This window comes from Actinacidiphila sp. bgisy144, assembly GCF_057708105.1.
The window spans coordinates 1-3,692 of sequence record NZ_JBYIRM010000081.1; the positions used below are offsets into that span (position 1 = coordinate 1).

The 3,692-nt window shown below is 68.2% G+C and carries 4 protein-coding genes; 1 reads left to right on the forward strand and 3 read right to left on the reverse strand.

All coding sequences use genetic code 11. From position 1 onward, the window contains the following. Window positions 1-409: acyl carrier protein (locus AC3EVP_RS36710; RefSeq protein ID WP_435138075.1), on the forward strand; the 409-nt coding region annotated here is incomplete at its 5' end. 508 nt (window positions 410-917) lie between these two features. On the opposite strand, the gene AC3EVP_RS36715 is transcribed toward AC3EVP_RS36710, so the two are convergent. The 3 genes from AC3EVP_RS36715 to AC3EVP_RS36725 form a co-directional block, all read right to left on the reverse strand. Next, a complete protein-coding gene (locus AC3EVP_RS36715; protein ID WP_435138078.1) occupies window positions 918-1,118 on the reverse strand; it encodes a ferredoxin in 201 nt (66 codons plus the stop codon). Beyond that, window positions 1,115-2,302 (reverse strand): cytochrome P450, encoded by a 1,188-nt coding sequence (locus AC3EVP_RS36720; RefSeq protein ID WP_435138082.1) that lies wholly within the window; start codon window positions 2,300-2,302, stop codon window positions 1,115-1,117. Before AC3EVP_RS36720 ends, AC3EVP_RS36715 begins: the two co-directional genes overlap by 4 nt. Before the next feature lie 885 nt (window positions 2,303-3,187). Then, a complete protein-coding gene (locus tag AC3EVP_RS36725) occupies window positions 3,188-3,643 on the reverse strand; it encodes a hypothetical protein (RefSeq protein ID WP_435138085.1) in 456 nt (151 codons plus the stop codon). Window positions 3,644-3,692: the final 49 nt, after the last annotated feature.

Sequence of the window (3,692 nt, forward strand, 5' to 3'; positions counted from 1 at the left end):
GGACATCGATCCTCAGCGGGCTTTCCGTGACATGGGCATCGACTCACTGACCGCGCTGGAGCTCCGCAACCGGCTCGCGAGCGAAACCGGCCTCACCCTCCCCGCCACCCTGGCCTTCGACCAGCCGACACCGGCCGAACTCGCCCGCTACCTGTACGTGGAGATCGCTCCGGACGAAGTTTCGGAACCACCCGTTTTCATGCAGCTCACCCAGCTCGAATCGATTCTTTCCGAAGTGCCGGCGGACAGCGAAATTCGCGCCAATATTACGGCTCGGTTGCGGGTGGTGGTATCGAAATGGATGCGAGGCCAGGAGCCGGCGGCGGAGAACACCGCGGCGCAGAAACTTGAGTCGGCGTCGGCTGATGAGGTCTTCGACTTCATCGCCAAGGAGCTGGGAGTGTCCTAATCCGATGTGAGGGATGACGTAGTGCGAGAAAATCCTCAGCTACCTGAAGAACGTACCCGCCCAATTGCATGAGACCAACGCACCCCTGCGGAAGCTAGGGTGATGCGCCGGAAACGGCGGGTCTGAGTCCGTAGGAAGACTCATGGCGTCTCGGGGCCCTCGTGCTGTCGAAGCTGGGCTGTCCGTCGAGGAGCGTGCGGAGTTGGCGCGCTGGGCGGACGGCGCGGCTCCGGCAGCGGCGGGTTTGGCCGTTCCAGGGCGAGCATCGGCATCCAGGCGAGGTCCGCATAGCGCCAGGGCCAGGGCCCAGGCCGGGATCCGTCCGCCGCAGGCCAGTTCGGCGAAGGCATCCATCAGGGCGACGCGGTCGAGAGGCTTGCCCTTGAGTCCGTATATGCGTCGGCGGCGCGGGACATGGTGGTCGCCGCCCGTCACAGCGGACAACAACCACCATGGCCGCGCCTCAGCGCCTCAGCGCCTCAGCGCCTCCGCTCGGATGCGCCGACGGCTACTCCGTCAGGGACAGGGTCCGGCTCGGGCAGGTCTCGACGGCGGACCGGGCCCTCTGCAGGGCCTCGTCGTCCGCCGGGGTGTCCTGGAGGACGATGACCGTGCCGTCCTCCTCGCTCTGATCGAACGCGTCGGGGTCGGTCATCACGCACTGGCCCGCTCCGACGCACCGGTCGGGATGCGCCACGATCTTGGTCATGCCAACTCCTCCCATGTCACGGGTACCTTGTGGATGCCGTAGTAGAGGGCATCGCCCTTGTAGGGCAGCTCGTCCGCGGGCATGGCCAGCCGCAGCGTCGGAATCCGGCGGAAGAGCGTGTCGAAGACGATCTGCAGTTCCATCCGGGCCAGGTTCTGTCCGATGCACTGGTGGATGCCGAAGCCGAAGGCGACGTGGTTGCGGGCTCCCCGGTCGAGCTTGATCTCGTCCGCCTCGTCGAAGGCGGACGGGTCGTGGTTCGCCGCGTTGCTCAGCGCTAGGACGGGGTCGCCGGCCCGGATGGTCACGCCGCCGATCTCCACGTCCTCGACGGCGACACGGGAGTTGCCGAACTCGACGACGGTGAATATCCGCAGCAACTCCTCGATCGCGGGCAGGGTACGCGCCGGGTCCTCGCGCAGCGCCGCCAGATCCGCCGGGCGCTCCAACAGGGCCACCACGCCGAGCGAGATCATGCCGGCGGTGGTCTCGTGCCCGGCGACCAGCAGCGAGAAAGCCAGTGGCAGGACGTCCTCGGGGTCGTTGCCCTGGGCGAGCTGACGGCCCAGCAGGTCGTCGGTCGGCTCGGCGGCCTTCTTGGAGATCAGATCCCTGAGGTAGTCGCGCAGCTCCATGCGCGCCTGCTTCCTGTCCTCGGCGGTGAGGGAGCGGCTCACCATCGTCGAAGTGCGGGCCTGGAAGAAGTCGTGGTCCTCGTAGGGCACGCCGAGCTGCTCGCAGATGACCAGGGACGGCACCGACAGGGAGAGGGCCTGTACGAGGTCGGCGGGGCGCGGCCCGGCCAGCATCGCGTCGATGTGCTCGTCGACGATCTCCTGGATGCGCGGGCGCAGGTCGGACATACGACGCACGGTGAACTCGCCGACCACGGCCCTGCGAGCGGGACCGTGCTCAGGCGGGTCCAACTGGCTGATCGATCGGCGCATGGTGTTGGCGCGCAACTCGCGGGTGAACCGGGGGAAGTTCGGATCCCGGCGGTTGACGCTGAAGCGGGGGTCCGTGAGCATGGCCCGGATGTGCTCGAGCCGGCTCAGAGCCCAGGCGACCTGGCCGCTGGGCAGGGTGACCTGGGATATGCCGGAACCGGTGTCCCGGATACGGGCGTGCTCCTCCGGGGGCGCGTACGCGCAGCGCCGGGTGGTCTGCAGGGCGGGAGCGGTCAACGAAAAGCCTCCATCGCTCAAGATCGAATCCAAGCGGACTGAACGGGTTATCGGTGGCGAGTGGCACCGCCTTGCTCGGCCGTTGCGAGTGCCGGCGGCCTTGGCCCACTTGCTGGTGGAGATGACGCCGAGTGCGAGCGCGGCGCGTCCGCAGCCTCCGGGACGGGCCCGGGGGCGGCGTGGCTGGACGCCAGATCGCGCGGGAGAGGACCGAAGGGCAGCAGCGCCAGCCCGAGTGGGAAGATCCCCCGGCGGCCGAGGCGGTCGGCCACGGAGCCGGACAGCAGCAGCAGGCAGGCCATGGCCACGGAGTAGGTGGAGACCTTCCCATGCCGGCTGCCGACAGCGACGTGGCGGTCCCTGCTTATCGACGGAAACGCCACGTTGACGATGATGAGTTCGCTATAGGTCACGCCCACGCCGAAACAGCAGATCGCCGGCATCAGCCGGTGGTGAACGGGGCGTGATGGGCCGGTCATCGCGGCGCCGACCCCGGGGTGCTTACTGCACTCATGGCGGATCCTTGAACAGATTCGACAGAGTCCCCAGCGAAACGGAGAAGGTTTTCACATCACTTTACAGAGACCCCATCCCTTTACGCAAGGATGCTCGAATGACTGACCATCAGCCTCCCAAAAAAAGGAGCTGCCCCGGCCCGCAACCGCCGGCGGATCCTCGACTCGGCACGCGCCGATTTCGCAGTCACCGGAACCGAGACGACCATGAGTGGGATCGCCCGGAGATCCGGGGTCGGCCCGGCAACCACGTAGCGCAACCCGGCAATCTTTGACCGCAACCTCGCGATCCGCCACGAACTGCTGGACGCCCGCCTGTCGACGGGATCGGCGCCGCGCAACAGCCCTCACGGCGCCGCGCCTCACGCCCTCATGACGGTCGGCAGGGGCCCGGGTCGGGGCGGGGTGGTGGGGTTGGTGGTGGGGTCTGTGTCGTGTGCGGGTGTGTGGTGGTGGGGAGGGGTGCTGTGGTGGTGTGGGCCGGGAGGGGTTGCTCGGTTTTGGTGGTGTGGCTGTCGGGTCCGCTGGGCAGGCCGCATTCGACTTCCCTGACGTGCTGCTGCCAGGCGGGCGCCTTCTCGCGTGCGGCAGTGGGGGCGGTCTCGAGCAGCCCCCGCTGTGGTGCGGCCTGGGGCGTGTCGGCCCCGATGGTGGTGAAGCCGGGGTCGGTGAACAGGTGCCCGGCGGGCACGACCTGGCCGCCGCCGTCCGGGCCGATGAGGTGGATGTTCTGCCCGGACAGGGCGGCCGCCTGCCGCTGCACGCTACGGAGCCGGATGTGAGTGCCGACCTTCACAGCAGGCCGGGCATGGCGCTGTACGCTCACCTGGCCCTTCCTGTCTCGGATCCGCTCCAGTCTTGCGGGCCGAGGAGGA

Coding starts and splice junctions, on each gene's coding strand:
- AC3EVP_RS36715 (WP_435138078.1), bottom strand. CDS start 1,118: ATGACCAAGATCGTGGCGCATCCCGACCGGTGCGTCGGAGCGGGCCAG.